Annotated in this window: 31 protein-coding genes and 1 pseudogene; 10 read left to right on the forward strand and 22 right to left on the reverse strand. The window is 70.6% G+C overall.

Annotation, left to right across the window (positions count from 1 at the left end):
- Window positions 1–69: 69 nt before the first annotated feature.
- From ACFWWQ_RS25635 to ACFWWQ_RS25680, 10 genes are all read right to left on the reverse strand, one after another.
- On the reverse strand, window positions 70–717 hold the full coding sequence (locus ACFWWQ_RS25635; protein WP_384600540.1) for a hypothetical protein: 648 nt from the start codon (window positions 715–717) through the stop codon (window positions 70–72).
- Window positions 714–1,541: an endonuclease/exonuclease/phosphatase family protein gene (locus ACFWWQ_RS25640; RefSeq protein WP_384600543.1), complete on the reverse strand. Its 828-nt coding sequence runs from the start codon at window positions 1,539–1,541 to the stop codon at window positions 714–716. The genes ACFWWQ_RS25635 and ACFWWQ_RS25640 overlap by 4 nt, the downstream gene beginning before the upstream one ends.
- Window positions 1,542–1,579: 38 nt before the next feature.
- Window positions 1,580–2,311, reverse strand: a complete 732-nt coding sequence (locus tag ACFWWQ_RS25645; protein ID WP_384600638.1) for a Scr1 family TA system antitoxin-like transcriptional regulator — start codon at window positions 2,309–2,311, stop codon at window positions 1,580–1,582.
- Window positions 2,312–2,339: 28 nt separating this feature from the next.
- Window positions 2,340–2,591, reverse strand: coding sequence for a hypothetical protein (locus tag ACFWWQ_RS25650; protein ID WP_384600546.1), 252 nt, complete (start codon window positions 2,589–2,591; stop codon window positions 2,340–2,342).
- On the reverse strand, window positions 2,588–2,950 hold the full coding sequence (locus ACFWWQ_RS25655) for a hypothetical protein (protein WP_384600548.1): 363 nt from the start codon (window positions 2,948–2,950) through the stop codon (window positions 2,588–2,590). The genes ACFWWQ_RS25650 and ACFWWQ_RS25655 overlap by 4 nt, the downstream gene beginning before the upstream one ends.
- On the reverse strand, window positions 2,947–3,549 hold the full coding sequence (locus tag ACFWWQ_RS25660) for a hypothetical protein (RefSeq protein ID WP_384600550.1): 603 nt from the start codon (window positions 3,547–3,549) through the stop codon (window positions 2,947–2,949). The genes ACFWWQ_RS25655 and ACFWWQ_RS25660 overlap by 4 nt, the downstream gene beginning before the upstream one ends.
- Window positions 3,546–3,746 (reverse strand): DUF5999 family protein, encoded by a 201-nt coding sequence (locus tag ACFWWQ_RS25665; protein WP_384600556.1) that lies wholly within the window; start codon window positions 3,744–3,746, stop codon window positions 3,546–3,548. Before ACFWWQ_RS25665 ends, ACFWWQ_RS25660 begins: the two co-directional genes overlap by 4 nt.
- A gap of 32 nt (window positions 3,747–3,778) precedes the next feature.
- Window positions 3,779–4,270, reverse strand: coding sequence for a hypothetical protein (locus ACFWWQ_RS25670; RefSeq protein ID WP_384600559.1), 492 nt, complete (start codon window positions 4,268–4,270; stop codon window positions 3,779–3,781).
- A gap of 154 nt (window positions 4,271–4,424) precedes the next feature.
- Window positions 4,425–4,853 carry a hypothetical protein gene (locus ACFWWQ_RS25675; RefSeq protein WP_384600562.1) on the reverse strand — a complete coding sequence of 143 codons (429 nt, stop codon included), beginning with the start codon at window positions 4,851–4,853 and terminating at the stop codon, window positions 4,425–4,427.
- Window positions 4,850–5,395 carry a DUF6415 family natural product biosynthesis protein gene (locus ACFWWQ_RS25680; protein WP_384600565.1) on the reverse strand — a complete coding sequence of 182 codons (546 nt, stop codon included), beginning with the start codon at window positions 5,393–5,395 and terminating at the stop codon, window positions 4,850–4,852. The genes ACFWWQ_RS25675 and ACFWWQ_RS25680 overlap by 4 nt, the downstream gene beginning before the upstream one ends.
- A 253-nt stretch (window positions 5,396–5,648) precedes the next feature.
- Between ACFWWQ_RS25680 and ACFWWQ_RS25685 the strand changes: the two genes are divergently transcribed.
- Entirely contained in the window at window positions 5,649–6,959 is a 1,311-nt protein-coding gene (locus ACFWWQ_RS25685) for a DNA-binding protein (protein ID WP_384600568.1), read from the forward strand.
- A gap of 6 nt (window positions 6,960–6,965) precedes the next feature.
- Here ACFWWQ_RS25685 and ACFWWQ_RS25690 read toward each other — a convergent pair whose 3' ends face one another.
- Window positions 6,966–8,000 carry an NAD-dependent epimerase/dehydratase family protein gene (locus ACFWWQ_RS25690; protein ID WP_384600571.1) on the reverse strand — a complete coding sequence of 345 codons (1,035 nt, stop codon included), beginning with the start codon at window positions 7,998–8,000 and terminating at the stop codon, window positions 6,966–6,968.
- Between the two features lie 382 nt (window positions 8,001–8,382).
- Between ACFWWQ_RS25690 and ACFWWQ_RS25695 the strand changes: the two genes are divergently transcribed.
- The 3 genes from ACFWWQ_RS25695 (at window position 8,383) to ACFWWQ_RS25705 (ending at window position 10,280) form a co-directional block, all read left to right on the forward strand.
- Window positions 8,383–8,778: a hypothetical protein gene (locus ACFWWQ_RS25695; RefSeq protein WP_384600574.1), complete on the forward strand. Its 396-nt coding sequence runs from the start codon at window positions 8,383–8,385 to the stop codon at window positions 8,776–8,778.
- The gene (locus ACFWWQ_RS25700) at window positions 8,775–9,692 is read left to right on the forward strand and encodes a hypothetical protein (protein WP_384600577.1); all 918 of its coding nucleotides are present in this window, start codon (window positions 8,775–8,777) and stop codon (window positions 9,690–9,692) included. The genes ACFWWQ_RS25695 and ACFWWQ_RS25700 overlap by 4 nt, the downstream gene beginning before the upstream one ends.
- A gap of 420 nt (window positions 9,693–10,112) precedes the next feature.
- Complete coding sequence (locus ACFWWQ_RS25705; protein ID WP_384600579.1) at window positions 10,113–10,280, forward strand: hypothetical protein; 168 nt, start codon at window positions 10,113–10,115, stop codon at window positions 10,278–10,280.
- Between the two features lie 368 nt (window positions 10,281–10,648).
- Here ACFWWQ_RS25705 and ACFWWQ_RS25710 read toward each other — a convergent pair whose 3' ends face one another.
- A complete protein-coding gene (locus tag ACFWWQ_RS25710) occupies window positions 10,649–11,203 on the reverse strand; it encodes a hypothetical protein (protein ID WP_384600582.1) in 555 nt (184 codons plus the stop codon).
- A 186-nt stretch (window positions 11,204–11,389) separates the two neighbouring features.
- Here ACFWWQ_RS25710 and ACFWWQ_RS25715 point away from each other — a divergent pair, with 186 nt between their 5' ends.
- The 5 genes and pseudogenes from ACFWWQ_RS25715 (at window position 11,390) to ACFWWQ_RS25735 (ending at window position 14,458) form a co-directional block, all read left to right on the forward strand.
- Window positions 11,390–11,524, forward strand: a complete 135-nt coding sequence (locus ACFWWQ_RS25715) for a hypothetical protein (RefSeq protein ID WP_384600585.1) — start codon at window positions 11,390–11,392, stop codon at window positions 11,522–11,524.
- 552 nt (window positions 11,525–12,076) lie between these two features.
- On the forward strand, window positions 12,077–12,346 hold the full coding sequence (locus tag ACFWWQ_RS25720; RefSeq protein WP_384600588.1) for a helix-turn-helix transcriptional regulator: 270 nt from the start codon (window positions 12,077–12,079) through the stop codon (window positions 12,344–12,346).
- 110 nt (window positions 12,347–12,456) lie between these two features.
- Window positions 12,457–13,809 (forward strand): tyrosine-type recombinase/integrase, encoded by a 1,353-nt coding sequence (locus tag ACFWWQ_RS25725; protein ID WP_384600591.1) that lies wholly within the window; start codon window positions 12,457–12,459, stop codon window positions 13,807–13,809.
- 35 nt (window positions 13,810–13,844) lie between these two features.
- Window positions 13,845–13,958, forward strand: a pseudogene (locus ACFWWQ_RS25730) (3-hydroxyacyl-CoA dehydrogenase family protein); the annotation flags it as partial.
- Window positions 13,959–14,200: 242 nt separating this feature from the next.
- Entirely contained in the window at window positions 14,201–14,458 is a 258-nt protein-coding gene (locus tag ACFWWQ_RS25735) for a hypothetical protein (RefSeq protein WP_143942142.1), read from the forward strand.
- A gap of 55 nt (window positions 14,459–14,513) precedes the next feature.
- Here ACFWWQ_RS25735 and ACFWWQ_RS25740 read toward each other — a convergent pair whose 3' ends face one another.
- The 10 genes from ACFWWQ_RS25740 to infC all read right to left on the reverse strand — a co-directional run bounded on the left by ACFWWQ_RS25740 (window position 14,514) and on the right by infC (window position 25,724).
- The gene (locus tag ACFWWQ_RS25740) at window positions 14,514–15,044 is read right to left on the reverse strand and encodes an NUDIX domain-containing protein (protein WP_384600595.1); all 531 of its coding nucleotides are present in this window, start codon (window positions 15,042–15,044) and stop codon (window positions 14,514–14,516) included.
- 58 nt (window positions 15,045–15,102) lie between these two features.
- The gene (locus ACFWWQ_RS25745) at window positions 15,103–16,440 is read right to left on the reverse strand and encodes a transcriptional regulator (RefSeq protein WP_384600598.1); all 1,338 of its coding nucleotides are present in this window, start codon (window positions 16,438–16,440) and stop codon (window positions 15,103–15,105) included.
- A 95-nt stretch (window positions 16,441–16,535) separates the two neighbouring features.
- Window positions 16,536–17,855, reverse strand: coding sequence for a PP2C family protein-serine/threonine phosphatase (locus ACFWWQ_RS25750; RefSeq protein WP_384600601.1), 1,320 nt, complete (start codon window positions 17,853–17,855; stop codon window positions 16,536–16,538).
- A gap of 441 nt (window positions 17,856–18,296) precedes the next feature.
- On the reverse strand, window positions 18,297–20,822 hold the full coding sequence (gene pheT, locus ACFWWQ_RS25755; RefSeq protein ID WP_384600604.1) for a phenylalanine--tRNA ligase subunit beta: 2,526 nt from the start codon (window positions 20,820–20,822) through the stop codon (window positions 18,297–18,299).
- On the reverse strand, window positions 20,822–21,946 hold the full coding sequence (gene pheS / locus ACFWWQ_RS25760) for a phenylalanine--tRNA ligase subunit alpha (RefSeq protein ID WP_384600607.1): 1,125 nt from the start codon (window positions 21,944–21,946) through the stop codon (window positions 20,822–20,824). The genes pheT and pheS overlap by 1 nt, the downstream gene beginning before the upstream one ends.
- A gap of 182 nt (window positions 21,947–22,128) precedes the next feature.
- Window positions 22,129–23,244: an ATP-binding protein gene (locus tag ACFWWQ_RS25765; protein WP_384600610.1), complete on the reverse strand. Its 1,116-nt coding sequence runs from the start codon at window positions 23,242–23,244 to the stop codon at window positions 22,129–22,131.
- 92 nt (window positions 23,245–23,336) lie between these two features.
- Window positions 23,337–24,191 carry a TrmH family RNA methyltransferase gene (locus ACFWWQ_RS25770; protein ID WP_384600613.1) on the reverse strand — a complete coding sequence of 285 codons (855 nt, stop codon included), beginning with the start codon at window positions 24,189–24,191 and terminating at the stop codon, window positions 23,337–23,339.
- Window positions 24,192–24,308: 117 nt separating this feature from the next.
- A complete protein-coding gene (rplT, locus tag ACFWWQ_RS25775) occupies window positions 24,309–24,692 on the reverse strand; it encodes a 50S ribosomal protein L20 (protein ID WP_030278319.1) in 384 nt (127 codons plus the stop codon).
- A 101-nt stretch (window positions 24,693–24,793) separates the two neighbouring features.
- On the reverse strand, window positions 24,794–24,988 hold the full coding sequence (rpmI, locus tag ACFWWQ_RS25780) for a 50S ribosomal protein L35 (RefSeq protein WP_030278317.1): 195 nt from the start codon (window positions 24,986–24,988) through the stop codon (window positions 24,794–24,796).
- Window positions 24,989–25,106: 118 nt separating this feature from the next.
- Window positions 25,107–25,724 carry a translation initiation factor IF-3 gene (gene infC / locus ACFWWQ_RS25785; protein WP_221938141.1) on the reverse strand — a complete coding sequence of 206 codons (618 nt, stop codon included), beginning with the start codon at window positions 25,722–25,724 and terminating at the stop codon, window positions 25,107–25,109.
- 448 nt (window positions 25,725–26,172) lie between these two features.
- Between infC and ACFWWQ_RS25790 the strand changes: the two genes are divergently transcribed.
- Window positions 26,173–26,553, forward strand: a complete 381-nt coding sequence (locus tag ACFWWQ_RS25790; protein ID WP_384600618.1) for a DUF1844 domain-containing protein — start codon at window positions 26,173–26,175, stop codon at window positions 26,551–26,553.
- Window positions 26,554–26,658 lie beyond the last annotated feature (105 nt).

The raw sequence follows: 26,658 nt of genomic DNA on the forward strand, positions 1-26,658 counted from the left end.
CGTGGCGCGATCGGGGTGGGGGAGGCCGCGCCCGGGGCCGGGCGGACGAGGACACGTTCCGAGGGCCCGTCAGGCAGCGGTGTTACGGAGGCGGAGGCGTACGGGCGTGATGCCGTGCAGGGAGACGAGCGCCTGGTGGGCAACGACCCAGCGGGCCTGGGCGCTGCGGTAGCGGACGGGGACGAGGCCGCCGTCGCCTGCCGGGCGGAGGGGGACGGAGGTCGGGTCGTGGAGGAGGCCGACGACGCCCCACGGGCGGACCTCGGCCACGAGGACGGCCGTGAGCTGGCGGCGTTGGCGGCCACGGGCACCGGCCACCCGCGGAGCGCACCGGCAGCACACCGGCGGGACGGCCGTTATGTGCCCCTCGCGTACGTCGTCGCAGCTGAGGAGGAACAGGGCCTGGTCGGAGATGTGCGGTGGGCCGTCGCGGAGGGCGTGCCCGCCGACGGCGGAGATGGCGTCGACGTGGCACAGGAGATCGTCCATCGCCCGCCGTTGCCGGTAGGAGTGGACGCGGCCGGTGAGCTGGGGACCGCGACCGGGGGCGGTGGTCTGGCGGCGCCACAGGATGCCGTGCCGGTCGCGGTCGTGGGGCAGCTCTCCTCGGAAGGCCAGCCACGGGTAGCCGCGCGGGCACCGGCGCATGATGACGGGCGGCGTGGTGTCGGCCTCCTGGGCCCATGTCGCCGTGTACGGGGTCTCGGGCGCCGTCACGGGACGAGGTTGTGCAGGTCGAGGGTGGCGATGCCGGGGAGGTGGTCGCTCGACCTGCGGGCGGCCGAAGTGTCGATGACGGTCCAGTTGGTCAGGGCCGGGGCGAGTCCCCTGGAGGGAAGGACGAAGTCGCTGCGGTGCTCCCATTCCTCGGAGCCCGGCCAGTACCCGGCGGTCGGGGTGGGCGGCCGGCCGAGGTGGGCGGCCGGGTCGGCGTATCCCGCTGCGATCAGGGCGCGGATCGCCCGGCGGTCGAGGCCGCCGTACTCGCCGGATGGCAGGGCCTGGCGGTGCCGGGAGTGCAGGTGCTGGGGGATGGCGTCCCAGCTCGGAGATTCGGGGTCGTCCGGGCCGACGGTGTTGAGGCCGCCGATCAGGAGGCTGCGGCGGCCGCTCTCCGCGTACTCCGTCAGCCAGCCGGTCTCCGCGAGCCGCTTGTCGGGGCCGGCCGGGTCGAGGTGGGTGTGCAGGACGGTGATGCGGTGGCCATCGGCCTCGATCAGCGTGCGGCTGGCGGCGTGGTGGAAGTCCGCGGGGGCGATGTTGGGGGTGTGCTCGATGATCTGCACGCGAGGCGTGCGGATGAGGAGCAGCAGATGGCAGCCGTGGGATGCGCTCGGTGTGAGCAGGGGCTGCATCCCCAGGACGCGGGCCGCGCGGCGCAGCCTGCGCTCGCGATCACGGTCCCAGTCCTTGGCCTCCTGGATGCCCAGGATGTCGAGGTCGGCGACGAGGGCGAGCTGACGCTCGAAGTCCCCGTCCGGTGCGCCGCCGTCGCGGATGTTGTAGGTGCCCACGCGCAGGGGCTCGGGCGTGGTCGGCATGTGTTCTCCTGCGGTAAGTCTTACTGGCTGTTGGGGAGTTAGAAGGAGGGGATGGGGGCGCAGCGCGTGATGGGGTCGGGCACCATGGGGACGTCGCCGCGTGCGTAGGCGGCGCACACGGAGGGGTCGCGGTAGTAAGCCGCGACGGCCTCGATCAGATGACGGCTTTCTGCCTCGGAGCAGGCGGCCTGGGGAGCGTCGAGGATTTCGGCTGCTGCCCTGTCGGCGGTCTCGCCCGTCAGATACCTGACGGGAATGTCGTAGCCCTCGATGGCGATAAGCCGATGGCCGTCCACGTGCAGCTCGGCGGTCCGATCCCCTCGGTGGACGGGCGGAGCACCGAAGGGGACGATCCGGACCTGGGCGCCGTGGTCGGCGGCGGCGAGGAGGTGATCCATCTGCTCGGCCATCATCTCGGACCCGGTCACCGGGCCGAGGAGGACGGACCAGTCGATCAACGCCATGACGCGGTCCACACGGTCGAGGGATACGGCGCAGGCTCCGCGGGTGGCTTCCGGGACCCAGGTGAGGCCGGCGGAGTAAGCAGGGGTGCGCAGGACGGAGGGGACGCGCGTCGCGTCGTACGTGCGGATGCGGGTGGCCGCGTGGATGCACGTGGCCAGGCGGTCGTACCACCCCGGGGCGGCGTCCCAGAACTCGGCGGACGGGGCGGTCTCGAAGGTGTTGACGAGTCCGGGATGGCGGGTGACGGCGGCGACGATGCGCCTGGGGTGCGGGGCGCCGTCGACGGTCGGGACGGGCACGTGCATGGGCACGGGGTCTCCTGAAGTGCGGGAACTAGCAGGGGCGGCAGCAGCGGTTGATGGTGACGGTGAGGTCGGATGCCGCAGAGCCGTCGCCGCGGGCGCGGGCGGCAGCACGTTCACGGTGGCGCTCCGTGCACCGCGCGCACAGGCCGGCCGCCGGGAGACGGGGCGGCAGCAGCACCTCGGGCGAGAGGAGGTGAGGGGCGGGCGACATGATCTTCTGCTGCGGCTCCAGCTCGGGCTCGGGGGGAGCGGGCCGGGAGGAGGGGATGTGGTGTGTCACCGTGCCTCCGAGCGGGTTGCGGTCCAGCTGTGGAGCCCGGCGTGGTCGAGGTACAGCACGCACGGCTCGCCGTCGGGGTCCGCGTCGGGGCAGTTGCGGCGGACCTCGAACCAGCAGTGCCGCCACCGTCCGTCCTCGTGATCGGTCCAGCGGACCCAGAGGGCGTAGCCGTCGGACAGCTCGGTCAGGCACAGGGCATGGGCGCATTCGGACGGGTGCTCGTGGTCCGCGACGAGGATGCAGAAGGCTCGGCGTAAGACAGCTGCGGCCAGGGGCGCGAGTTCGGGCCGGCTGGTGCGGAGCTGGTCTTCCAGGGCCTCGCGGGGCGGTGCGAGGACGTAACAGAACTCTGGAGTCACCGTGCCTCCGTGAGGTCGGCGCGGTCGTTCAGGTCGACGGTGGTGTGCTCGGTCAGTTCGCGGACGAGGAGTTGCGCGATGGTCCAGCGCGCCTCGTAGGTGCCGTAGGGCACGGGTACGTCGTTCACCTGGTCCTGCTGGACGCGGTGGCCGGCCCAGCGGTACGGGGTGCCGATGACGCCGTGGAGGCGGTGGCGGGTGACCAGAAGCGCGGTGTAGCCGTGCTGGAGGGCGGCGGACTCCCGCGCGGCGACGGGGGCGTGGGCCAGGCACACCGGCGGCAGCACCGTCCGCACCAGCTGCGAGGTGTCCACGCCGTCGGGGACGAGGAACAGCGTCCCGGTCCCGAGCCGGGGGCGGCGGGTGCTGCGGACGGGCCGGACGGGCATCTCGCACAGCGCGCAGTTCAGGTAGAGCATGGGCTGGCGCTGTCCGTCCGGGGCTGTGCGGTCCCACAGGACATCGCGCAAGTCCCGGTCGCCGGGGTGCTCGGTGACGTAGCTGAGGCGGAAGTGCCCGGCGGGGCCTCGGCGGACGCACAGCAGCGGTCCGCCGTGCGCGCCGGCCGTCGGAGCGAGAAGAAGGTCTGCGGTGGTCATGCGGCGACCGCCAACCCGGCCGCCGGGCGGCGCGGGCCGATGACCTCGCCGTCCGGCAGCAGTTCGCCGGTGTCCTCGAAGAGGAGGACGCCGTTGCACAACAGGCTCCAGCCCTGATCAGGGTGGCCGGCCACGGTGTGCGCGGCGTCGCGGTCGGCGGCATCAGCGGAGGGGCACGGCGGGGTGTGAACACACATGGCAGGGGCGGATTCCTTCCAGGGGGCGGAGGTCAGAGCGCGACGGGGCGCCGGGAGAGGTGAACCGGGCGGGAGGTGCGGCGTCGGTAGGGGATGCCGAGCTGGCGAGCGCGGGTGATCAGGTGCGCGTCCGTCGCGGCACCGGTGACCTCGCACAGCGCGCGGATATCGCGCTCGACCGCGAGCACGGACTTGGTGGTGCGGCCGGAGATGGCCCCTGCGGTCATGCCCTGGGACAGCAGCCGTATGAGGGAGACCTGCGCCGGGGAGAGTCGCACGGCGGCCTGGCTTCGAGGCGGGTCCGGCGGCGGGGCGGGCAGCGCACCGGTGAGGTAGGCACGCTCGACGGCCGCGGCGTCGCTCATGTCACGGTGGCCCAGCCGGTCCTTGGCGCTGGGCAGCAGTCGGCCCCGAACGGTCTTCACCCGCATGGAGGTTTTCGCCGAAATCTCCTCCACGGACAGTCCGTGCGCAATGCCCATCAGGGCCGTTACCTCGGGGCCCGACAGCTCGACCTTCAACATCGAAAACTCCGTGCGTAGGCGAGGCGGTCAGGGACGGGTGCTGTCCTGCTGGGGGCGGCGGCTCAGGGCGCCCCTGGCGAAGGGCGAGAACGCGGGCAGGGACGCACAGGGGGAGTTCGACACGAGGAAAGTCCTTTCAAGCTGGGTTAGTTGGTTACGGACGGGAGGGGAGAGGGAGGGCTGTGCTGCCTGGATGCCGCTGAGGCGCAGCCGCAGGAGGCGGCGCGGGCGCGGGGCACCGGCAGGTCAGGGGCAGGGGAACTCCCACCGGAGCGGCTCTCCAGGACCAGCAACCCGACGGCGTCGTCACGGTGAAGTCCACGGGACTCCCCTGCCGGAGGCCGGCCGTGGCCCGGTCGGCGGCACGGTGATCGCCCAGCCACGCCCACGCGGCCCCGAAGCCGGCGTGGTCGAGGTCGAGCAGGGCGGCTCGGACCGATTCGCGCAGCCACTCCATGGCCAGCTCGGGGCTCGCCGCGACGAAGCTGTGCAGCACCGGCCGACCGTCGGCTTCGAGGCCGACCGGCAGCCCGTTCTCGTCGGTGCGGTCCAGGTGCGCCCAGTACGCGGACGGCGGGGTCACGCACACCGCAGCTCCCGGTCCCGGCGGCGAGGTTCGAACGTCGGCAACGGCCCGGCGGTGTCGCCCGGATCGAGCCTGTCGATCAGCTCCTGGGCGGCCATCGCCATCCGACGCACCTGCACGACATCCGCGTCGGCGGCTGCGGCCGGACCGGCGCGGAGCCGGTCGGCACGGTCGAGTGCCGTGGCGAACTCCGGCGACGAGCAACGGCCGTACGCGGCGCGGGCCATGTTCACGAGCTGCCCCAGCAGCCGGTCCAACCGCTGCGCACGCAGTACCTGCTCGGAGCCGAGGCCCGGCCCCTGGACAGAGGGGGCGCTACGGCGACGCTTCAGCGTCGGCGTCCGGTAGCACCCGGCGATTCCTTCCGGGCCGGCCGGTGCGCCGAGTACGGCATCGAGGTCGTCGTCGAACTCGGCCAGGTACGAGTCGTGAACGCCAGCCAGGACTCGCCGCATCATCGTCTCGCTGGCGTCGAAAGTCACCAAATGGTCCTTGTGCTGGAAGAACATCGTGGCCCTCTCGTCCGCTTCGATGCCCACCTTGAATTCGGGCAGGCAGGGGCTGTGTAGGTCGCTCCACGAGGGGTGGGGCGGCGATGCCTCAGACTCGGCCGTCGGCGGATGTCTTCGCCATGGCATAGCGGGTGTCACATGCGGCTCACCTCGGTGGCCAACATGTCGCACGGGTAGCGCCAACACGCCATCTGTCGGCAGGGTGTTGCACTAGATGGCGTCCGAAGGTTCCCTTCTACCGAGGGAGATCCGTGAGCGCAGGTGCTGAACAGGAGCCGAAATGGGGCAGACCAACAGGACGCTGCTCAAGGTCTTGGTGGAACAACGTCGTCTGCGTTACGTCGACTTCGAGCGCGAATTTCGGCGGAAGGCGGATCAACTAAATCTCCGGAACCTATCCGTATCCGAGTCGCAATTCCGACGATGGACCTCCGGGCGAGTGGCCCTTCCTGGGGCCGATGCGAGCCGAGTTCTGGAGCTCATGTTTGGCGTGGAAGTCGCCAAACTGTTTGGCCCGCCGCCCTCATCGGAACTGGCCGAAACCACGTTCAACCTGGAAGACGAAATCGCCATGACAGCACGTGATGCCCAGAGTGAAGCCAGGGCCGCTGCCGCCGAGTCCATTTCCGATACGACGCTCGATCAGTTGCGCGAGGACGTAATAAATCTGGCGCGCAGCTACAGCTGCATCGCTGTGTTCGACGTATTCCGTAAGGCGAAGGAGCTGAGGGAGGAAGCAGAGGCGGAGCGTGACCGCACTCAGGTGCCTGCCCAGAAGCAGGAGCTTCTGATCCTTGCCGGGCAGGCGTGCGCGCTGCTCGCCACGGCAGCCTTCGATCTGGGTTCGTTCGACAGCGCGCGACGGCTCTCCCGCGCCGCGAGCCTGTATGGGGAAACGGCCAGGTTCGATCCGTTGCGCGCGTTTGCTGGAGGGATCCTCAGCTACATCGCGTACTTTTCCGGGATGCCGGCCGAGGCAGCTCAGGTCGCGCGTCGAGCCCAGACCTTCGACGGGCTCGGCGATGTCGGGCGTCGCCGCCTCGCCGCCATCGAAGCCCGTGCCCACGCGCATTTGGGCGATGCCGCATCTACGCGGAGGGCCTTGGAGGCTTCCCAGTCGGAAGGTCCTGGCCTCAGAGATGATCTCCACGACGTAGTGGCGGGCGAGTTCGGGTTCAGCTCTGAGAGGCTGGCCATGTCGAACGCCTCCACCTTCCTGCTCATCGGGGACGCGGACGGAGCGGAAGCGGCAGCGAAGCGTTCACTGGAATTCGCATCCGCCAGGCCAGCCGCGGGACGGGCAGTTCGTGTGATCGGTGGCGCAGCTGCTGACCTGGCCATGGCGCGACTCCTCCGAGAGGATCTCGACGGCGCGGTCCATGCGATGACGCCGGTCTGGGATGTGCCGCGGGGGCAACGGTCGCCGGGCCTCTTGGCACGCACCGCGCGGGTTCGTCGGATGCTTACCGATACCCGCTTCGCTCCCGTGCCTGCCGCCAGGGAGCTGGCCCTCCAGATCGAGGACTTCACCCGGATGTCCGACACGCACCGGCTCGGCCCCGGAACCGCTCTGGCCGCCCTGGAGAGCTGATCCGCGTCACATCCCGTCGCCCCCGGAAGCGAGGATCTTCTCCTCCTTTTCGGGGGCGATGCCGTGCTTCGCCCACCGAGGGTGGCTCACAGGGCGGCCGCCGGCGTTCAACCAGGCCCAGGTGTCCGTGACCGTCTCGCGGATCGGTCGGCAGCGGAGCCCCGCTGCGACCGCCTTTGCGGAGTCCACGGCCCACGCGCCGGCGTGCGTACGCCACAGCGGCAGCTCCGTCCACTGCGTCACATGGTGGCTGAGTAGCCGCTCGGCAGATACCCACAGGGGACTGCCGGCACTGCCGGTCACTTCCAGGCACGCGGTCAAGAACCCCTGGAAATCGATGCCTTCGGGGTGCGCAACGTTGTACGCGGTGCCGCCTGCCGCTGTCTCCCTGACGGCCTGGTCCAAAGCGAAAGCAGCTACGTCGCGTACGTCGACCGGCTGGATGCGGCGTTCGGCCGGTGCAGGAGCAAGGATGGGCCCTCCGCGGCGCGCCCGATTCAGCCACCACGGCAGCCGACCGACGTACTCGCCTGGGCCAAGGATGACACCGGGGCGCAGAAGCACAGCCCGGTCACCGAACACCTCGGTGACGGCGCGCTCACCTCCCGCCTTCTGGAAGCCGTACTCCGTTGGCGACCCGTCGGCTCCGGTGAACCCGAATGTCTCATCGGCGTCAGCCGGGCACACCAGCAACGGGGAGTCCTCGGTCAGAGGAGCGTGCGGCCACCCTTCGTACACAGAAACAGTGGAAACGTGCACCCAGCGGGCGGCCGCGTCGCGCAACGTGCGGGTCGCGAGGAGTACGTCGCGAGGCGGCAGGTCCGAACTGGAGGTGTCGATCACGGCGTCCCAGGGACCGTGCCCGGCAAGGCGCTGCAGATCCTCCAGCGACGTCCGGTCCCCACGAAAGGGGATCGTGCCAGGCACGTCAGGTGCAGAGCGTCCGCGAGTGAACGTCGCCACGTCCCACCCACGTCGCAGGGCACCGCGCACGACCTCTTTGCCCAAGAACCACGTACCGCCCAGTACCAGAACCCTCATGGGTGCGAATCCTGCCTGCTCAGCAGGTGCGAGGGAAGGGAAGGCCATGGTGGCCCGCCGGTATCCTCGCGGAGGCCCCGCACGGCAAGGCGAGACATGCTTCGGTGGGCCCTTCAAGAACCGGTCCGGACAGGGGCGTTGGGTCAGGCATGGTTCACCGGCATCAGCGTTGCCACCCTGCCGTCGCCACCGCGGGCCCCACTCCGTGGACACCTTGCTGGCCACGCTTCGAAAGGCCTGGCAGTCACGGCTGAAGACCGAGCGGATCCTCCAGGACTCAGCGGCGCGCAGCGAGGGGTACGGAAGTGGTATATGCGTACGCGAGAGGTGCGCTGAATGAGGGGACGGGCTCGTGTCCGACACTGTCCCTATGGCCGGTCGGATGGCTACCACCTACGCGCTGCACCACGTGCGGATCGGCGCTCGTCGGGAGCACACCGACATCGAGATCGACGGAGCCCAGGTCGCTCCGCGGGCCGTCCAGGTGTACGCCGTCACCCAGACCGTGGGCTCTCCCCCGCACATCGTTGTGCGTGTCACCGACCGGCAAGACGCCCAGTGGGCGGGGATCGCCCGCGTCGCGGTGGCCGAGGCCGCCGACCCGGGACCGGAGACTGCGGCTTTCCTCGACACCATCGCCCCCCGAACTCCTCGAACGCGCCGCCTCGCACGCCCGGATCTCGGCACCGAGCCGCACGCGGTGACGCGGATGCACTCCTCGTCGCCAAGGCGTCGGCGAGGAAAACGGGTACCCGTCGACGTAAGGAGCCTGCCGTGACAGCAGAACCGGCACCCGCCCGAACCGAGGCCCGTCCCTCCCTCTGGCGGCTGTGGGCTGCCGCATCCGGCATCGCCGGGGCCGTGGTCCTCACGATCGTGGCAATCGGCAGCACATCGGCCGTGCTGTTCCGCGGCTCGGCCCTCTTCACAGCCGTTCTCCTGTTCGCTGCGTATCAGGTTGCGAAGCCGTGGGCCGCGGCCCGCTCCGAGCGCTGGCACCGGGGGATCACGGCCATGCGGATGACCGTGTACGTCTTCGTTCACGGAATGGCCCTGGCGGTGGCGTTCAGCCTCCTACCAGGAGACCGTGCAGGAGCAGGCAGCATTCTGGCCATGATCTGGGCCATCCACATCGCTGGTTGGGTCCGGGAGCCGACGTCCTTTGCCTACGAGCGCCTGCGAGGCCGCTTCACCTGGGCGGCAGCCCTTCGGATCGCCGCGATGTTCTACGGGACCGTGGGAGCCATCTTCATGGTCCGCAGCCTGCCGGTCCCCGAACGCTACGCGCCTGCGGTCTTCGCCACGTGCATCAGCGTGGTGATCGGTCTCGTGGTCACCTCATTGAAGGTACTCACCCGCGTACGAAAGCTCGCCACGGAACTGGACAGCCGCGCGCAGAAGGTGGAGCGATGCCTGGAGAGGCTGTCGCGCTGCCCGGTCGCGGAACGCAGCCAGCGCCGCGACGCCGCCGAGGATGCCTGGGACGACCTGAATCGGACGCTCCGCAACAAGGTGGAGACCGGGTTCCACCTGTATGGAACGTTCGTCATCCCAACCGAGACACGGAAGAATCTGGAGTCGTTGGTGGAGCAGGCCATCGCCAGCCCCGGTGCGCCGCCGCACCGAGAAACCGTCATCCAGTTGGGCAAGCTGCGCTCGGCGTGCAGCGCAAAGATCGACACCGTGGCGTGAACGGCAGCGCGGCGGTGGACGGCGTCAACTCGCCACCTGCATGCAATTCATCTGGATGACTTACCCGAACAGTGCGCATGTGAAGGTTCGACCGTGCCACGATTGAGAGGCTCAAGCACAGGTGGGCACGAGTCCGATTGGCAGGGCAGGGAATCCTGCTTCGGCCTCCGTTCCAGCCCTGGGTCGACGTACCAGGACGGGAACACGCCAACACACCGGGGACACCTCAACGTTTACCGATCCAACTGGGAGGCAGTCGACAGACGCGGGTCGGCTCCGCGCGGATCTGAAACGTCGGCGGGTCCTCAGCTCATGACCACTGTTGTCAGGTGGTCGGGTTGAGGCTGCCATGCCGAGTCCGATCACCATGAATCGGATTGGGCTCAAACCCGCATGTTGCCGAATTTCAGGACCCGGCTGATGCTCGTCGTCATCGCCGTGCTTTTCTCCCTCGTAGCCGCCCTTGCGACGGCGTTCGTCTCTTACGCCGCCCGCAGAGACTTCTTGGCCGCGCTGACAATCGGAGGCGGTGTGTTCGTCGCCGTCATGACCCTTGCCCTCGGGGTATACACCTTGCTTCTCCCGTGAGGCGCACTACTTGACCGGCGATACGCCTGCGGGGCGGGCCGACAGGTCCGCCCCACCAGTGCATGACCCAGGTACGCCAGAAACCCGCCACGGTGATGCATAACAGCCAGGGAAGCGGTGTTGACGGGACTTCATCGTTGGAACCCGACCTCCAAGGCACTGACGCGGTTCTTGTACCTGCGGCGCGCCTTGCGCTGGGCCGGGACCGCCAGAGCGCTCTGGCCGCCGTCGAGCAGCTGGCGGCGGGCGAGGAGCCGACGGTTAGCGCTAAGCCGTTGCCACTGTCCGGCTGCTCCGTGGGCCGGGAGCGGGCGCCGAACAGCTTGCCCCGAGCCACCCTGGCGCTACTCCTCCACGACAGCCGCGGATCATCCTGAGTTGGCACTGTCGCGCTCGCGGGCCTCAACCGTGACCGGGTGTTCATCGCCGAGGAGTGGAGCGCTGAGTTCGGCAACGTACGCCCACTGGTTGGCGATGGTGTGTTCTGAGTATGCCCGGTCGGTCATACGCTCCGCCCTCTGGTATTGCTCGGCAAGCCGAAGGTAGGCGTTGCCGGTCTTCAGCAGTTTCTGGGCGCGGAGGCTCGGCGGCGGGGCGTCCTGCGCCTTCGCGGCCGCCTTCCATCGTTCGATGAAGCGCATGGTGGTCTCGTCCAACTTCATCGAACCGGCGGGGGCGAACTCCACCAGCACGGCGACGAGCCGTTGCATCGTGTGAGAGTCCGGCAGTCGCGGCTCCGACATCACATAGCTGATCGTGCTCGTGCTCAGGTAGCCGTCATCCGTCTTTTTCCCCGACTTCGCGGAGATCTTGGAGAGGCTGGGGCGTCCCACCTGCAGATGCAGTTCATGAAGGCTGTCGATGAGAGCTTTCAACGGCCCCACGTCGAGCTGAGGCTTCTTCAGAATGCCGGGCCGTCCCATCGGGCACTTCCAATCTATCGTCCAGAACCATCCAGAACTGTACAGAACTACTGGACTAGCGTCCGGGGTTGGGTGGCCGATGTCCGGGTGTTCGCCGTAACCAAGCAGCGACGACTCGGAGCCCCGAGGCCGGGTGGAGGGTCGTCTCGAAGCGCCCGCCGGGCGCCCGGGAAGGAGAGGATCCTCGTGAACGAACTGCTGGTTGCTGCTGTCCACGGGCTTGTGACGGAACTGCCCGCGAACCTTGTCGCGGCCGCTGCGATCGGGGCTTTCGGGGCCGCTGTGCGCGCATGGCGCCGGCGCATGTCCAAGCCGAAGTGACCTGTGATGTGCCGCCGGGATCGGGTTTGAGCAGGTGCGGAACAGAGAGGCTACTGAGGTTGCTCCCGGCCCTGGCCGGAGCCGGGATGGCGTTGACGCGACTCTCGTACTCGTGGTGGTCCTCGCGTTGGGCTGGGACCACCAGGGCGCCCGGAGTGCCGTCGAACCGCTGGCGGTGAACGGCGGGGCGGCGGTGACGCGCAGGGTGTAGCCCTGGCCGCGCTACGGGGCCCCTCTGCCATAAACCAGGTGCCGCCCTCGTTTCCCCAATTAGCCGAGATATACGACGAGCCCTGACCAAGGCCATTCGCTCACAGCAGACGCCCGCAACTGGAATCGCGCTGGGACTGCATGCCAACGTAGGGGTGTTGGCGAAACCGCAGGCCAACGAGAGGGGAGTCGAGATCTCGGGATGGATACACCAACTGGCAGCCCCAGCTCAACGTCCCCGAATCGCCCGGTAAACGCCTTACCAGATTTCCCCGTCCTGCCCAAACTCTAGATTCCCCGGATCCTGGCGCGCATCGACTCTTCTCACCTTGGAGACCGAAAATGCGCGACCAGGTCACACCCACGCATGAAGCCGCGTTCTTGAACCTGCCCAAGGCCGCCCAATATCTCGGAATTTCACCGAACACCCTGTATGTCTGGCGTCACCGGAGGCAAGGGCCGCCGAGCTTCCGCATGGGTAGCCGCGTCATGTACAGGATCTCGGCACTCAATGAGTGGGTCATTGCGCAAGAGCAGGCAGATTCGTGTGCCAACGCTGCTCTCAACCCTCTCGGCCAGAAGCCGGAGAAGCGCACACAACGCACTCGTTGACGGCTTTCCGCAAGCCTGCAGGAACTGGCACGGCCTTCCCGGCTCCTCGCGCGCCGCCACCCATCACGCAAGGCAAACATTCACATTTTCGTCCGTAGGAGAACTTTCCCTTGTCGGGTTACATAGAAGATCGCTGGCTCAAGAAGAAACCCAACAAGGACACCGGAAAACGGGAACGCACATCCCTGTGGGGCAAGGGCAAGCGCTACCGGGTGAAGGGCATCCCGGGCGTCCGGGACCGCTCCTTCGACACGAGCGAGGACGCCAAGCAATGGCTTGCGAAGGCACAAGTCGACACCACACGCGGCGAGTTCGTCGACCCCCGCAACGGGGCAATCCCCCTCGCTCAGTACATCGAGAAGTACTGGTGGCCGAGCCGATCAGACGAACCGTCGACCGCCGCTTCCATGCGCAGCAAGATCTGGAATCACATCATCCCACTCCTGGGCGCAACCGAGCTTCGGGACATCGACGCTGCCGCGCTGCGTGCCTGGAAGGCCCAGTTGCTGACACGGGTCGAGGCATCCACGGCTCAGGTGATCTGGATCCACCTGTCCACGATCCTCGAAGCGGCCGTCGACGACGGCCGCTTGGTCAAGAACCCCTGCAAGGCACATCGGACGGTCAAGGCGCCAAGGCCCGCCCGAAAAAAGGCGAAGGCATGGTCCAGGGCAACCGTTGATGCCGTCCGTGCGGCGCTCCAGGAGCGGTACCACATCGCAGTGGACCTCGGCGTCGGCCTCGGTCTTCGGCAAGGCGAGGCGTTCGGCCTCAGCGAGGAGGACTTCGACTTCGATGCCGGTGTCGTGCACATCCGCCGGCAGCTGCGGTGGGACGCCAAGGGAAGGCCGTACTTCTGCCTGCCGAAAGGCGGCAAGATGCGAGACGTGCCCATTTCTCCCAATCTCGCCAGGCGGGCCAAGGAGCACCTACGTCGCTTCCCGCCGGTCACCTGCACACTCCCGTGGCGCAATCCGGAGCCGCCGACGAGCGAGCTGGAAGCTCGACAGCGCAAGCCGGTCTCCGTCCGGCTGGTTCTGAGCACCTCGCACGGCAAGCGCGTCAGCTGTTCGACGTGGAACAAAAGGAGCTGGCGGCCGGCATTGGCAGCGGCCGGAGTCCTGAAGGTCATCGGCGAGAAGTTCGAGACGCACGGTGGCCGCACTCGTCGGTACCCCGTTCACGAACTCTCACGCGAGGACATGTTCCACGTGCTCCGGCACACGTACGCGAGCACCCAGCTCGAAGCCGGCGAGTCGCTCGTCAGCGTCGCCGAGTGGCTCGGGCACGCCTCACCGCAGACCACGTTGAAGCACTACGCTCATTTCATGCCCGATGCGGGCAAGCGAGGGCTCGCCGCGATGGATGAGTGGTTCGAGCAAGATCCCTCTTCGGGGCAAGACCCACGGTCGAATGTCCCTGGGAAATCCCTGGGCGGTCAGGAAGCCCCGAGCCGTCCTTGAATTCGCAGGTCAAAGCGGTGGCCGAGCCTACTGCCGACATGTACGAGGAGTACAAGGAGCCCCTCTACGCCGCTCCCCCGCTCCTCGCCCGCATGGTCGACGCGGGGCGGCTGGGGCGCAAGAGCGGGTCGGGGTTCTACACGTACTGAGCCGTGCCGTGGGACACCCGACGGCCCGCCCCCATCCGGGAGCGGGCCGTCGCTCTGTTCCCACCCTCCCCACCGGCCCCCTACACCTCCCCTCCCCCTCACTCTCCGTCACTTCACACGGGGTGTGCGCCGCTGACTCACAGAAGCCCGGCGCACACACTCCCGCCTCCCCCTTCCGGGCAGTTGACTGGTGTCGTACCCGGGACGACGGATGTCGCGACAGCGGAAAAGAGGAACGGAAAGTGACCGCCCACCCTGAACGCAAGCTGGTAGCCACCGACGTGGCGGAGCTGAGGCGGTGTCTGGACGTACGCACCGCCCGCGTCGACGGCGAACTGGCACTGCTCGCACAGCGGTCCGCGCAGTACGAGCGCGATGCGGACGAGCTGACCGCCCGCATCGCGCAGCTGGAGCACGGTCGCTGGCCGCTGCCGTCGGTGGCCGCGCTCGCCTCCGTGGCGGCGGTGGCGGTGACCGTCTGGCAGGTGCTGGCCAGGTGACCGCTCCCGGCACCGCCATCCTCGGACGGCGGTGCCGGACTCCACTCAACCCGCCTCAGCCGAGGCGGAGCTGATAGAGCATCAGCAGGGCCGCGGCCATGTTCGCCGCGGGCACCTCACCCCTGGCCACCATGTCGGGCACCAGCTTCAGCGGTACCCACTCCCGGCGGTCGGACTCGAAGCCGTCCTGCGGCGGGCCCGTGTAGGTGCCCTCGTCGGACCAGTAGATGTGATGCCGGGCGTCGGTGAGGCCGTTGGACGGCTCCACCGACATCAGATGGGTCAGCGGACCGGGCCGCCACCCGGTCTCCTCCTCCATCTCCCGCGCGGCCGCCGCCGCGATGTCCTCGCCGTCCTCGACGACGCCCGCGGCCAGCTCCCAGCCCCAGGAGTCGGTGATGAAGCGGTGCCGCCACAACAACAGCACCTCATTGGCCTCGTTGACCACCGTGGCCACGGCCACCGGCCGCATCCGGATGAGGTAGTGGTCGAGGTGCCGGCCGTCGGGGATCCGCACATCGGCGAGATTCACCCGGAACCAGCGGTTCTCGTACACGGTCTCTTCCGCGAGATTGTCCCAACGCACTGTCTGCCACCTTCCGCGTAGATCCGGCAAGGTGACACGGGCCCGGTGCGGGATCGTCCTACAGCGGTATGCGCAGCACCTCGTCGATGAGATCGGCCGCCGCGTCGGTCGCGGAGCTACCGGTCTCCGCCAGATGTTCGCGCACCGCCCGCAGCCGGTCCCGTAAGCGCTGGGACTCCACGCCCCTGGCCCGCTCGGTCATCTGCGCCGCGTTGGCCGCGGCCCGGTCCGCGTCACCCTGGCGCAGCTCGATGTGGGTGAGCATCGCCAGCCGGTGGACCCGGCCCCGGTCGTGTGCGGGAGTGTCCACGGCGGCATCCGCCTGCTCCCGGGCGGCCCGCAGATCACCGAGGCTCAGCAGCGCCTCCGCGACCTGGACGTTCACCAGACCCGGCTGGACGTAGCCGGTCTCGGCCGGCTCCAGGCCCGGCCGGATGCGTTCCGCCGCCGCCTCCGCCCGCCGGATGCAGGCGAGCGCGCCCGCACCGTCGCCGAGCCGTGCGTAGGACTTGGCCTGCATCGCGTAGAGGTCGGCGGCGAGCGCCGGGGTGAGCTGCGGGCCCGCGGTCCGCAGCGCCGCCTCCGCGAACGCCACCGCCTGGCGGTACTCCCGCGAGAACAGCGACTGGTTGACCAGCAGCGCGATGATGTACGCGCCGAGCCCCCGGTCGCCGCTCGCCTTCGCGAGGCGTAACGCCTGGTGGAAGTAGCGCTGCGCCAGACCCAGCGCGTCCGAGTCGTAGGCGCAGATGCCCGCGACGGCGACCAGCCCGCCCGTCGCGCGGTGCAGCTGACGGCCCGTCGCATCGCTGTAGCTGCCGCGCAGCAGCGGCGCCGCCTCGGTGTTGAGGAACCCCACGATCCGCGACCGCGTCGCCACTCCGCCGGCCTTGCGGTACAGATGCTCGTAGTGGGTACGGGCCGAGCGCAGCATCTCGATGTCGTCCATCCCGACCCGCGCCTGCCCGTCCCGCGAGACATCGGAGTCCTCGGGCGGGTTCTCCCACTCCCATACGGGCATGACCGCGGACGTGCCGGTGAGCGCCGGGGCGTCCACGACATGGGCGCGCTGCTGTTCGTCGGAGCGCCACAGGGCCGTGGCCCGCTCGACGAAGCCGGAGAGCGGGGTGGTGGCCGAGCGGCGCGCCCCCGGGCGGCCGAGGCCGATGTCGTCCAGGCCGACCGGGCGGTGCAGCCGCGCCGCGAGGATTTCGCAGATCAGGTCGGGTACCTGGCCGCGCGGGCGCTGGCCCTTGAGCCAGCGGGCCACCGCGGTGTGTTCGTAGCGCAGTGCCAGGCCGCGGTGGCGGCCGAGTTGGTTGATGCGTGCCGCGAGACCGGCGTGCGAGATGCCCGCCTCGTCGAGGATCGCGTCGAGCAGGGTGTTGGGCTCCATAACCGGCCTCCCGGTGCGCCGGGCCCGCCCACGGGCCGCTGGCTCCGACCTCGTCGCCGTACGGACTCCGTGCGTTCAGGGTAGTGAACCGCACTTCACACGGGGTGTGAAGACGCCTCGTCACCGGCCGTGCACGGGGCGGCCGTCGAGGACGGCGCCCGGTCGCGCGACGCGGTCACCGGGGCCGGACGCCGGGGGCCCCGGGCCTGCGCCCGCGGGCGCGACGGCTCCTCGGCGCGGGCCGCCGGACGGCCGGGGCCCAAGAGCGCCGGGCCGGGGGTGCGCGACGGCGCGGCGCTCAGCATCACCAGCGCCACATCGTCGGTGAGCTGCCCCCGGGCGTGCCGCAGCAGGGCGTCGTGCACCCCGCCGACCACCACGTCCGCCCGCGCCCCGGCGAACCGCCGCACCGTCTCGGCCAGCGGGAAGAACCCTCTGTCCGCGCCCCGTGCGTCATGCGCGCCGTCGGTGTACAGCAGCAGCCCCTCCGCCGGCGCCAGCCGCCCGCACGCCACCGTCTCCAGCGCGCGGGGCAGCGGGAACAGGCCCAGCGGCGGCAGCGGTTCCGCGCGGACGGCGGGCTCCACCACACCGGGGGCGACGCGGTACGGCCACGGGTGACCGCAGTTGAGCGCCCGGGCCGTGCCGTCCGGCGCGATCTCCAGCAGCAGGACCGTCACGAACTCCTCGGCGTCCGGGCCGAGCGGACCGGACGCCGAGGCCGGGTCGCGCGCCGCCAGATGACGGGCGTGCGCGCGCTCCAGCCGCCGCAGGACCTCGCTCAGTTCCCTCTCGTCGTGAGCGGCCTCGCGGAAGCAGCCGAGCATCGCCGCGACCGTCGCGAGGGCCGCCAGCCCGTGGCCGCGCACATCGCCGATCACCACCCGTACGCCGTGCCGGGTGGCCACCACGTCGTAGAGGTCACCGCCCATCGAGGCGCCCTCGTCGGCGGAGAGGTGGAGAGCTGCGGGGGCCACCGTGCCGATGCGCGGCGGCAGCGGGGGCAGCAGCGCCCGCTGCGCGGTGGCCGCCACCTCGCGGGCGCGGACCAGCTCCCGCACCAGCCGCAGCCGCCGCCCGGCCGTCAGATAGCTGGCGCACACCACGGTGAGGATCGCGGCGCAGTTGACGGCCCGGGCGGGGAGCCCCGGCCCGGCCGGCGGGGCGCCGTCGAACGGTACGAGCGCGAGGAGGGCGCAGGCGCCGCCCAGCACCACGCAGAGCCGGCGGCCGGTGCCCGCGCAGGCGATGGCCGGTGCGGCGGCGAGCAGTTGGAGCAGCTGTCCGCTGCTGGGCCAGGACAACTCCCAGGCCAGCACCGCGAACACCCACAGGCCGGGCGGGACGAGGACGAAGGTCCACCGGGTGCGTGTGACGTCGGTGCGCGGTCCGGCGCTCACCCGACTACGGATCATGCCGTTGGTCCCCCTTGCCTGTGGTTCCCACAGCGGGCTGCGCGGCGGTCGAACCGACCCTCCCGCAAACGGCGGGCCGTGTCGGCCGCAACGATTGTGTCGACGTTACGTGCTCGGACCCCCACGGTGCGCATCTGTATCACTCCATTGGGTGAGGTGGTACGGGGCGCGTGCAAGGGCGCGCCCGGGCCTGGGCGAATGCGCCCGTCGGGAGTGCGCCGCGCGCCCGGAGTGGGGTGGCGCGGGGTGGCTGAAGAACCGGTACACCGCCTGCCGCGCGGGAGGCGCCGTCGCCCGGCCCGGGCCTCCCGCGGCCCCGGGGGCGGCCCCGCGGGAGAGTGCTGCGTACGGCCGGAAAAGGCGAGGGCGCGACCGGCGGTGGTGCCGGTCGCGCCCTCACTCATTCGTGTGCCACCGTGCCGTCAACCGGCACGGCCACCGTCAGCCTCGCAGTACCGCCCCGGTGTGCTCGGCGGCGGCCGCGACCGCCGCGTCACGGGCGGCCGACGCCTCCTCGGCGGTCAGCGTGCGGTCGGCGGCGCGGAAGCGCAGCGCGTACGCCAGCGACTTCTTCCCGGCGCCCACCTGCTCGCCGCTGAAGACGTCGAACAGCCGCAGCGACTCCAGGAGCTCGCCCGCGCCGGAGCGCAGCGCGGTCTCCACGGCGGCGGCCGGGACCGACGCGTCGACGATCAGCGCGACGTCCTGCGTGGCCACCGGGAACGACGAGATCCGCGGGGCGCGCAGCGGGCCGTCGGCGGCGGCCTCGACGCGGTCCAGGTCGATCTCCATCGCGCAGGTGCGCTCCGGCAGACCCAGCGCCTTGATGACGCGGGGGTGCAGCTCACCGGCGTGGCCGACGACCTCCTCCGCGCCACCGACGGTCACCACGAACGCGGCGCAGCGGCCCGGGTGCCACGGGGCCAGCTGGCCCTGACGGACGGTCAGCTCGACACCGGCCTCCCGGGCGACGGTACGGCCCGCCTCGACGGCGTCCGCCCATGTCGCCGGGTGGCCCTTGTCCCACCAGCCGGCCTGCTCGCGGGCGCCGGTCAGCACCACGGCGGCGTGGCGCGGCTGCGCCGGGAGTGCGGCGTTGAGCTCCGCGATCTCCTCGTCGGTCGGACGGCGGTCGACGGGCAGCCGGACCGCGGGCTTCTCGTCACCGGTCGGCAGGAAGACCTGGCCGGTCTCGAAGAGCGCGAGGTCGTGCGTGCCGCGGCCGTCGTTGCGCCGCAGCGCGCCGAGGAGGCCCGGGATCAGCGTCGTGCGCAGATCGGGCTCCTCGTCGGAGAGCGGGTTGACGAGCGTGACGGTGCGGCGGCGCGCGTCGCCCGCCTCGATGCCGAGCTGGTCGAGGACGGCCCCGCCCATGAACGGGTAGTTCAGCGCCTCGACGTATCCGGCACCGGCCAGCGCCCGGCCGATGCGGCGGTACAGCCGCTGCCGCTCGGTCAGCCCGCGGCCGGCGGGCGGCAGCGGCAGCGTGGAGGGCAGGTTCTCGTAGCCCTCCAGCCGGATGACCTCCTCGGCGAGGTCGTTCGGGTCGGTCAGGTCCGGCCGCCAGGACGGCACGGTGACGACCAGCTCGTCCTGGCCGTAGACGTCGCAGCCGACCTGCTGGAGGCGGCGGACGACGGTCTCCCGGCCGTACTCGACACCGGCGACCTCGTCCGGATGCGAGGCGGGGATGGTGAGGGTGCGCGGGGCACTGGGCGAGACGATCTCGGTGACGCCCGGCTCGGCGGTGCCACCGGCCAGCAGCACCAGCAGATCGACGGTGCGCTGCGCCGCGGCCGACGCCGCCTGCGGGTCCACGCCGCGCTCGAAGCGCCGCGACGCCTCCGACGACAGCTTGTGGCGCCGGGCCGTACGGGCGATGGAGAGCGCGTCGAAGTGCGCCGCCTCGATCACGACGTCGGTGGTGCCGCGCACCTCGCCGGTCTCCGGGTCGCTGACACCCCGGGCGATCTCGGTGTGGGCGCCGCCCATGACACCGGCCAGGCCGATCGGACCGCGGTCGTCGGTGATGACGAGGTCCTCGGTGTCCAGCACCCGCTTGACGCCGTCGAGGGTGGTGATCTTCTCGCCGCCGGTGGCGCGGCGAACACCGATCGGGCCCTGGAGGGTGGCCCGGTCGTAGGCGTGCAGCGGCTGGCCCAGCTCCAGCATCACGTAGTTGGTGATGTCGACGGCGAGCGAGACCGGACGCATCCCGGCCTTCTGCAGCCGCCGCTGGAGCCAGATCGGGGACCGCGCCTCGGGGTTGAGGCCGCTGACCGTACGGGCCGTGAAGCGGCCGCAGCCGATCGGGTCGGACACCTTGACGGCGTACCCGGCGGAGTTCGGCGGCGGGACGTCCAGCAGCGCCGGGTCGCGCAGCGGCAGGCCGTACGCGGTGGCGGTCTCGCGGGCGACACCGCGCAGCGACAGGCAGTAGCCGCGGTCGGGGGTGACCGCGATGTCCAGCACCTCGTCGGCGAGCTGGAGCAGCGCGATGGCGTCGCTGCCGACCTCGGTCTCCGGGGGCAGCACGATGATGCCGTCGGTGCCGTCGTCCCCCATGCCCAGCTCGTCGCCGGAGCAGATCATGCCGTGGGACTTCCTGCCGTACGTCTTGCGTGCGGAGATCTTGAAGTCGCCGGGGAGGACGGCGCCGGGCAGGACCACGACGACCTTGTCGCCGATGGCGAAGTTGCGGGCGCCGCAGACGATCTCCTGCGGCTCGCCGGTGCCGTTGGCGTCGCCGACGTCGACGGTGCAGAAGCGGATCGGCTTCTTGAAGCCCGCCAGCTCCTCGATGGTCAGCACCTGGCCGACCACCAGCGGACCGGTCAGGTCCTCGCCGAGCTTCTCGACCGTCTCGACCTCCAGGCCGACGGCAACGAGCTTGGTCTGTACGTCACGGCCGGTCTCGGTCGCCGGCAGGTCGACGTACTCCCGCAGCCAGGAAAGCGGGACACGCATCAGATCTCCATCCCGAACGGCCGGGTGAACCGGACGTCGCCCTCGAACATGTCGCGCATGTCTTCCACGTTGTGCCGGAACATCAGCATCCGGTCGATGCCGAAGCCGAACGCGAACCCGCTGTACTTCTCCGGGTCCACACCGCAGGCGGTCAGCACCCGGGGGTTGACCATTCCGCAGCCGCCCAGCTCGATCCAGCCCTCGCTGGAGCAGGTGCGGCAAGGGCGGTCGGGGTTGCCGACGGAGGCGCCACGGCAGACGTAGCAGACCATGTCCATCTCGGCGGACGGCTCGGTGAACGGGAAGTAGTTCGGCCGCAGGCGGGTGGTCATGTCCGGGCCGAAGAGCGCCTGGACCATGTGGTCGAGGGTGCCCTTGAGGTCCGCCATGGTCAGGCCCTCGTCGACGGCGAGCAGCTCGATCTGGTGGAAGACCGGGGAGTGCGTGGCGTCCAGCTCATCGGTGCGGTAGACCCGCCCGGGGCAGACGACGTAGACCGGCGGCTCGCGGTCGACGAGCGTACGGGCCTGGACCGGCGAGGTGTGGGTGCGCAGCACGACCCCGGACTCATCGCCCTTGGTGCCCTCGCCCTGGACGAAGAAGGTGTCCTGCATCTGGCGCGCAGGGTGGTCCGGTACGAAGTTGAGCGCGTCGAAGTTGAACCACTCGGCCTCCACCTCGGGGCCCTCGGCGACCTCGTAGCCCATCGCGACGAAGACGTCGGCGACCCGCTCCATGAAGGTGGTCAGCGGGTGGCGGGCACCGGCGGGCGTGCGGTCGTACGGCAGGGTGACGTCCACCGCCTCCTCGACCAGCACGCGGGCGTCACGCTCCGCCTCCAGCTCCTCCTGGCGCGCCTTGAACGCCTGATTGACGCGGCCGCGGGCCTGGCCGACGCGCTTACCGGCGTCCGCCTTGGCGTGCGGGGGCAGCGCGCCGATCTCGCGGTTGGCGAGGGCGAGCGGCGAGCGGTCGCCGGCGTGGGCGGCCTTCACCTCGCGCAGCGCCTCCAGATCGGCCGCGGCGGCGACGGCGGCGAGCGCCTCGTCCGTCCGGCGGGCGATCTCTTCCGGTTTCAGGGCTTCGACCTCGACAGGGTCGTACGACTTATTGGGTGCGGACATCTCTTCCCGTGCTTCCGGTGGTCTGGCTTGGCTTCACTTCGCCTCTTCGATCACAAACTTCGGATGCCGAGCCCGCGCTGTGCCCGCGATGCTTGTGCGCCAAAGGTGCCAAAGGGCAAGTCTAAGGGGACGGGCCGACAGCGCCGGTCCGAGCCCCGGGCGGGGCGCCCGCCGCCGGGTGGTCAGGCCATGAAGGCCGGAGTGGCGGCGGGCAGCACGAATCGGAACTCGGCGCCGCCCGCCGGGGCCCGGCCGACGGTGATGGAGCCGCCGTGCGCCTCCACGATGCCCTTGACGATGTACAGGCCGAGGCCGGTGCCGCCGCGTTTGCTGCCGCGCCAGAAGCGGGTGAAGACCCGGTTCATGGACTCCTCGGGGATGCCCGCCCCCTCGTCGCCGACCGTCACCGCCGTCCCCTCCCCGCTGGTCACCGTGGCCGCTGTGACGTCGATGGTGACGGTTCCCTCGCCGTGCCGCACCGCATTTTCCAGCAGGTTGCTCAGCACCTGGTCGACCTTGTCCGGGTCGGCCCACAGATCGGGCAGCGCCCCGCGCACCCGGATCACGAAACAGCCGGGGGCGCGCCCCGCGGTGATCTGCGCCTGGACGTGCCGCCGCACCGCCGCGACCATATCGATCCGCTGACGGCGCACCTCCAGCCGCCCGGAGTCGATCCGGGAGATGTCCAGCAGCTCGGCGATGAGCCGGGTCACCCGGTGCGCGTCGGCGTCGACGGTCTCCAGCATCAGCCGCTTCTGGTCGTCGGTGAACCGCTCCCACTTCCGCAGCAGGGTGGCGGTGAAACCCTTGACGGAGGTCAGCGGCGAACGCAGCTCGTGGGCGACGGTCGCGATCAGCTCGGCGTGGCTGACCTCCGTACGCCGCCGGGCCTCGGTACCGCGCAGCGAGACGACCAGCCGGCGGACCGGCCCGGCGCGGCCGTCGCGGAGGTAGCGGGCGGAGACCAGCACCTCGCGGCCGCCGAGCAGCAGATTGCGCTCGGGCTGCCCGCGCCGGATGGCGAGACCGCCGTACGGGTCGGTCAGCCGCCACCAGCGGCGGCCCTCGATGTCCTGGAGCGGCAGCGCGTCGTCCAGGGAGCGGCCGAGGGCATCGGACGCGGGCGTGCCGGTGATCCTCGCCGCGGCGGCATTGAAGCAGATGACGGTGCCCTCGGCGTCGGCGACGACCAGCCCGTCGGGCAGCTCGTCCGGCGCCACGACCGGCCCGTCCGCCGCCCCCTCGGGCCCCCGGCCCGGCGTCCCGTCGCCCCTGTCATCCGGTGTCCTCGCGTCCATCCCCACCAGCCCCCTCCGGCCCCGGCCCGTCACCCTACTCACAACGGCCGCGGGCGGCCGGGGGTTGCGCCGGGCAGCCCCGGCCGGACGGGTCAGGTGGAGGGGACGGCGCGGCAGCCGCCCGCGGTGCGCTGGGCGCGGGCCGAGGCGTAGAGGCAGACGGCGGCGGCGGTGGCGAGGTTGAGGCTCTCCGCCTTGCCGTGGATGGGCACCCGTACGACGGCGTCGGCCAAGGCGCGGGTCTCCTCCGGCAGGCCCCACGCCTCGTTGCCGAAGACCCAGGCGGTGGGGCCGCCCATGGAACCGGCGTCCAGCTCGGCGTCGAGGTCGCGGTCCCCGGCACCGTCGGCGGCCAGCAGCCGCGCCCCGACACCGCGCAGCCCGGCCATCGCCTGCTCGACGGGGACGCCGACGGCGACCGGCAGATGGAAGAGCGAACCCACCGACGCGCGGACGGACTTGGGGTTGTAGAGGTCGACGGAGGCGTCGGTGAGGATCACCGCGTCGGCTCCGGCGGCGTCGGCGCAGCGCAGCACCGTACCGGCGTTGCCGGGGTCACGGACGTGCGCGAGGACGGCGATCAGCTGCGGGCGGGCGGCGAGGACCGCCTCGAACGGCGTGTCGAGGAAGCGGCAGACGCCGACCAGACCCTGCGGGGTGACCGTCTGGGAGATGTCGGCGACGGTCCGGTCGTCGGCGTGGTGGACGCGGACGCCCGCGGCGTGCGCGGCGGCGATGATCTCGGCGTGCCGCTCGGCCGCCTCGACGGTCGCGAACAGTTCGACGAGGGTGGGCTCGCCGCCGGTGCGGTGCGCGATGGCCTCGCGTACGGCCTGCGGGCCCTCGGCGATGAACCGGCGTTCCCTGGCCCGGAAGGCGCGGCGCGCCAGCCGCCGGGCGGCGGAGACACGCGGGGACCGCGGGGAGATCAGCTCGGGGGTGCCCATGGGCGGCGGCTCGCTTCTGTGGTTCGGTGCGGTGACGGGCGGGTGCGTCCGGTGAAACGGCGGCGGACCCGCAGGCCGGGGCCTGCGGGTCCGCTCGTCACGTCGTCAGGCCGGTGTTCAGGCGGCCTTCGGGGCGTTGACGTCGCTCGGGAGCGCCTTCTGGGCGACCTCGACGAGCGCGGCGAACGCGTTCTCGTCGTTGACGGCCAGGTCCGCGAGGATCTTGCGGTCGACCTCGATGCTGGCGGCCTTCAGACCCTGGATGAAGCGGTTGTAGGTCATGCCGTTGGCGCGGGCAGCGGCGTTGATGCGCTGGATCCACAGCTGACGGAAGTCGCCCTTGCGCTTCTTGCGGTCGTTGTAGTTGTAGACGAAGGAGTGGGTCACCTGCTCCTTGGCCTTGCGGTACAGACGCGAGCGCTGGCCGCGGTAACCGCTGGCCTGCTCCAGGATCGCCCGGCGCTTCTTGTGGGCGTTGACCGCCCGCTTGACGCGTGCCACTTCTTAACTCCTTGTAGCGGGGCCGTGGTGATCGTCACACGGCCCGATTCGATTAGTCCCGGACCTGGTCGCGCGCCTCCTGCGATGAGGGGCGCGGCGACTCACTTGCCGAGAAGCTTCTTGATCTTCTTGGCGTCGCCCGGGGCCATCTCGGCGTTGCCGGTGAGGCGACGCGTCACGCGGGACGACTTGTGCTCAAGCAGGTGGCGCTTGCCGGCGCGCTCGCGCAGCACCTTGCCGGAGCCGGTGACCTTGAAGCGCTTGCTGGTCCCGCTGTGCGTCTTGTTCTTCGGCATGCGCCGTTCTCTCCTCGTCAGTGGCGCTCCCTACCGGCCCAGACCGTGCGGGAGCGTCAGAATGTATCGGTTGTGTCCGGGGCGGGGTGCCCCGGCGCGATGTCCGGGGCGCGCCCGATCACGCCTCGGCGGGCTCCTCGTGGGACTCCTCCACGGGAGTTCCACCCTGGCGCTCCGCCTTGCGGGCGGCCTGCGCCTCGCGGGCCTCGGCCATCGCCTCGGTCTTCTTCTTGTGCGGACCGAGGACCATGATCATGTTCCGGCCGTCCTGCTTCGGATTCGACTCGATGAAGCCGAGGTCCTCCACGTCGGACGCGAGCCGCTGCAGCAGCCGGAAGCCCAGCTCGGGGCGGGACTGCTCGCGACCACGGAACATGATCGTGATCTTGACCTTGTCACCCTGCTTGAGGAACCGAACGACGTGACCCTTTTTGGTGTCGTAGTCGTGCGGGTCGATCTTCGGCCGGAGCTTCATCTCCTTGATGACCGTGTGCGCCTGGTTCTTGCGCGCCTCACGGGCCTTCATGGCCGACTCGTACTTGAACTTTCCGTAGTCCATGAGCTTGCAGACCGGCGGACGTGCGTTCGCGGCCACCTCGACCAGGTCGAGGTCGTACTCCTGCGCAAGCTCCAGGGCCTTGGCAAGCGGCACGATGCCGACCTGCTCGCCGCTGGGACCGACGAGTCGCACCTCGGGGACGCGAATCCGGTCGTTGATGCGGGGCTCGGCGCTGATGGATCCTCCTCGGTAGCACCACGCGACGGCCTGGCGGACTGCCGCGTAACGTCTTTTTCGGTGTGACCAACCGCGCCGGGTACATCAAAAACGCCCCGGACGGGACACAGGCGGGGCTCCATGAAAGGTTCAGGAACACCGCCGCGAAGGTCTCCGCGGGGCGCAGCCGGACCGTTGACCCGCCAACCGTGAGGTCGGCCGGGTGGGAGATCGGAGCCTCCACTTGTGGGCCGGTCACCTGAGTGTCCGGCCGGTCGGAACACCAGAATACACGAGTCAAGAGGTGGGCCCCAGGCGGATGCGGACATCCGTGCGGAAGGCGGCCGTACCCATGGGATACGGCATGGACCGTCCGTGAACGCGGGAGCCCCGGCCGGGGAAGGGCACTGCGCGGACGGGTCTTAGGCTGGACGCGATCCCCTCCCGGCAGGAAGCGAAGCGCCCCGACATGAGTGACCAGACCCCGCAGCAACCCGACGCCCCGCACGCGTCGGAACCGGACTTCGACGCGATGACCCGCGACATCGCGGACGTCCCGGCGGTCGAGGTGATCACCACCGTCGCCGTGCACCTGATGAGTTCCGCCGCGGTCAACCTCGGGCTCGCCGAGGAGGGCGACGCGCACAAGGACCTCGACGAGGCGCGGAAGCTGATCCACGCGCTGGCGGGCCTGGTGACGGCGAGCGCCACCGAGATCGGCTCGTACCACGCGGCGCCGCTGCGGGACGGGCTGAAGTCGCTCCAGCTGGCCTTCCGCGAGGCGTCGGTCGTCCCGGACGAGCCGGGCCAGGGGCCGGGCGAGAAGTTCACCGGACCGGTCTACGGCTGACCGGGCGGTCTCCGCATGGAGCCCCCGGGGGGCCCGCGCGGGGCGCCGGGGGGCCCAGGCTCTGCGGGCGGGCCGCCCGCTCGGGGGGGGCGCGCGCCCCCCCAG

Source organism: Streptomyces sp. NPDC059080 (assembly GCF_042739975.1).
Taxonomy (GTDB): Bacteria; Actinomycetota; Actinomycetes; order Streptomycetales; family Streptomycetaceae; genus Streptomyces; species Streptomyces benahoarensis.

Bases quoted from the DNA above. Each gene is read 5' to 3' on its own strand.
- ACFWWQ_RS25720 (WP_384600588.1), top strand. From the start codon at position 12,077: ATGCGCGACCAGGTCACACCCACGCATGAAGCCGCGTTCTTGAACCTG.
- ACFWWQ_RS25695 (WP_384600574.1), top strand. From the start codon at position 8,383: ATGGCTACCACCTACGCGCTGCACCACGTGCGGATCGGCGCTCGTCGG.
- ACFWWQ_RS25645 (WP_384600638.1), bottom strand. From the start codon at position 2,311: ATGCACGTGCCCGTCCCGACCGTCGACGGCGCCCCGCACCCCAGGCGC.
- ACFWWQ_RS25790 (WP_384600618.1), top strand. From the start codon at position 26,173: ATGAGTGACCAGACCCCGCAGCAACCCGACGCCCCGCACGCGTCGGAA.
- ACFWWQ_RS25660 (WP_384600550.1), bottom strand. From the start codon at position 3,549: ATGACCACCGCAGACCTTCTTCTCGCTCCGACGGCCGGCGCGCACGGC.
- ACFWWQ_RS25685 (WP_384600568.1), top strand. From the start codon at position 5,649: ATGGGGCAGACCAACAGGACGCTGCTCAAGGTCTTGGTGGAACAACGT.
- ACFWWQ_RS25750 (WP_384600601.1), bottom strand. From the start codon at position 17,855: ATGATCCGTAGTCGGGTGAGCGCCGGACCGCGCACCGACGTCACACGC.
- ACFWWQ_RS25770 (WP_384600613.1), bottom strand. From the start codon at position 24,191: ATGGGCACCCCCGAGCTGATCTCCCCGCGGTCCCCGCGTGTCTCCGCC.
- ACFWWQ_RS25665 (WP_384600556.1), bottom strand. From the start codon at position 3,746: ATGTGTGTTCACACCCCGCCGTGCCCCTCCGCTGATGCCGCCGACCGC.
- ACFWWQ_RS25670 (WP_384600559.1), bottom strand. From the start codon at position 4,270: ATGTTGAAGGTCGAGCTGTCGGGCCCCGAGGTAACGGCCCTGATGGGC.
- ACFWWQ_RS25745 (WP_384600598.1), bottom strand. From the start codon at position 16,440: ATGGAGCCCAACACCCTGCTCGACGCGATCCTCGACGAGGCGGGCATC.
- ACFWWQ_RS25690 (WP_384600571.1), bottom strand. From the start codon at position 8,000: ATGAGGGTTCTGGTACTGGGCGGTACGTGGTTCTTGGGCAAAGAGGTC.
- pheS (WP_384600607.1), bottom strand. From the start codon at position 21,946: ATGTCCGCACCCAATAAGTCGTACGACCCTGTCGAGGTCGAAGCCCTG.
- ACFWWQ_RS25710 (WP_384600582.1), bottom strand. From the start codon at position 11,203: ATGGGACGGCCCGGCATTCTGAAGAAGCCTCAGCTCGACGTGGGGCCG.
- rpmI (WP_030278317.1), bottom strand. From the start codon at position 24,988: ATGCCGAAGAACAAGACGCACAGCGGGACCAGCAAGCGCTTCAAGGTC.
- ACFWWQ_RS25705 (WP_384600579.1), top strand. From the start codon at position 10,113: ATGCTCGTCGTCATCGCCGTGCTTTTCTCCCTCGTAGCCGCCCTTGCG.
- pheT (WP_384600604.1), bottom strand. From the start codon at position 20,822: ATGCGTGTCCCGCTTTCCTGGCTGCGGGAGTACGTCGACCTGCCGGCG.
- ACFWWQ_RS25765 (WP_384600610.1), bottom strand. From the start codon at position 23,244: ATGGACGCGAGGACACCGGATGACAGGGGCGACGGGACGCCGGGCCGG.
- ACFWWQ_RS25640 (WP_384600543.1), bottom strand. From the start codon at position 1,541: ATGCCGACCACGCCCGAGCCCCTGCGCGTGGGCACCTACAACATCCGC.